At 73.6% G+C, this 1,657-nt stretch carries 4 protein-coding genes; all 4 read right to left on the bottom strand.

The genetic code is table 11. The annotated features are described in order from the left end of the window. Positions 1-98: 98 nt before the first annotated feature. Entirely contained in the window at positions 99-266 is a 168-nt protein-coding gene (locus ACSNOC_RS27645; RefSeq protein ID WP_436750314.1) for a hypothetical protein, read from the bottom strand. Positions 267-325: 59 nt separating this feature from the next. Beyond that, positions 326-682, bottom strand: a complete 357-nt coding sequence (locus ACSNOC_RS27640) for a PRC-barrel domain-containing protein (RefSeq protein ID WP_436750313.1) — start codon at positions 680-682, stop codon at positions 326-328. Positions 683-813: 131 nt separating this feature from the next. Continuing rightward, positions 814-1,248 carry an STAS domain-containing protein gene (locus ACSNOC_RS27635; RefSeq protein WP_436750312.1) on the bottom strand — a complete coding sequence of 145 codons (435 nt, stop codon included), beginning with the start codon at positions 1,246-1,248 and terminating at the stop codon, positions 814-816. 86 nt (positions 1,249-1,334) lie between these two features. Beyond that, positions 1,335-1,657, bottom strand: a 323-nt coding sequence (locus ACSNOC_RS27630) for a hypothetical protein (protein ID WP_436750311.1), incomplete at its 5' end; no start/stop codon positions are given.

Here is a 1,657-nt window from a genome sequence, read left to right as displayed (position 1 = left end):
GAGGGGGACGGGGGGGACGGGGGGAGAGGACCGGCGGTGTGCCCGACCAGCGCCGCCGGTCCTCGCGGGCCGGTCCGGCGGGCCGCCACGGCAGGCGGTCAGCGGCCGGGCCGCCTGCCGCTCCGCCGGAACCGCACGGCGCCGAAGACCAGATCGGCGATCAGCACGACCACGCCGATGACCAGCAGGTAGACGAGCCCCTCGGCGAGCGCGCCGATGATCCCGAGGATCAGCGCCACCAGGAGCAGCGACAGGAACGGCACCATCTTCTTCTCCCTTTTCCTTCCCTTTTCCGGTCGTCCGGTCGCCCGGTCGCCCGGGGCCGTCAGCGGCGTGCCAGGCGCCGTTCGCCGCCCATGCCCGGCTGGTAGCTCAGCTCGTAGTGCGAGAAGACGGCCGCCTCGTCCTCGGCCGGCAGCTCGCCGTCGGTGTCGATCGCGGGGGCGCCCTTGACCTGGTTCTTGGGGTGGGTGACCTTCAGGTAGCCCGGCCCGACGGTCGCCCCGGCGAGTGGCACGAACACCAGCCGGCGCCGCGTGGGCATGCCGACCGTGACGGTGGCGAACGCGGGCCGGTCGGTGGCGGTGTCCACGTAGACGGCCTCCAGCGTGCCGATCTTGTGACTGTCCGGATCGACGACGTCGTGGCCCCGCCAATTCCGGATGTTGTCCGCTTCGAACATCACTGGCCTCCTGCCGCGTGCGCTGGGGATGCTTCGAGGATCACGGAACGGGATCCGCGCACGGGACCCCGATCGGCCCGGAGCAAGTACTTCCTCCGGAAAAACACCCGAATGCCCTGACCGGTGCCTCTTCACACCTCCCGGCCTCCCGGACGCCCGGCGGCGGGGGACCGCGTCGCGGGCCGGCGGCCCGGGGCCCGGCGGGGCGGCCGTGCCGGTGCGGGGCGGTCGCGCCACGCGTCGGAGACCGTGGCATAGCGCGGGAACGTCCCCGCCAGCCCGGCCGCCTCCAGCAGCCGCCCGATGGCCGGGGCGGTGTACACCAGCCGCACCCAGCCCGGGGGAACCCGGTTCAGGCAGCTCGCGCGCGCCGCGCACACCTCGCGCAGCCCGATGCAGTCCATGAACGTCACCGCCCGGAGGTCCACCACGAGCCACGGCCGTTCGGTGTCGCGGCTGGCACGGCGCAGCGCCGCCCCGAAAACCGCCTGCGTCCCCAGGTCCAGTTCCCCCGAGAGGCGCACCACCTGGCCGCGCTGGTTCCGGGAGTCACGTGTCGTGGTCATCCGCGTCCATCCTTCTGGGATCACTCTGCGTCCGGCCCGGTGGAGCCGCGAAGGTCGCGCCGATCGCTCGGGACGGGGCAGGTGCGTCAGACCTCGTCGGAAGGCGGGGGACCGGTCACCAGCCGGGGCCGGAACGGTCCGGATCCCTCGGGAGGGCAGGTGGTGTCCACGGTCAGGTGCACGGTGACCGCGCCGTGCTCGTCACCGTCCGCGTGACCGTGCCGCTCGATGACGGCGAACCGGCGCCGGAGCGTGGCGGCGATCTCGCGCGCGGTCTGGGCGGAGGCGGCGGTGATACGGACCTCGGCGAGGCCCGGCGGGGGCAGCGGCTCGTCGGACACGGTGGTGCTTCCTTGAACGGAGGAGACGGAGGAGACGGAGGAGACGGTGGAGAAGGGCGGGGGAGGAG

It is taken from the genome of Streptomyces sp. URMC 129 (genome assembly GCF_051386415.1).
Classification (GTDB): Bacteria; Actinomycetota; Actinomycetes; order Streptomycetales; family Streptomycetaceae; genus Streptomyces.
The sequence above is the reverse complement of the archived record's forward strand: the minus strand, read 5'-3'. Positions and strand labels throughout refer to the sequence as shown.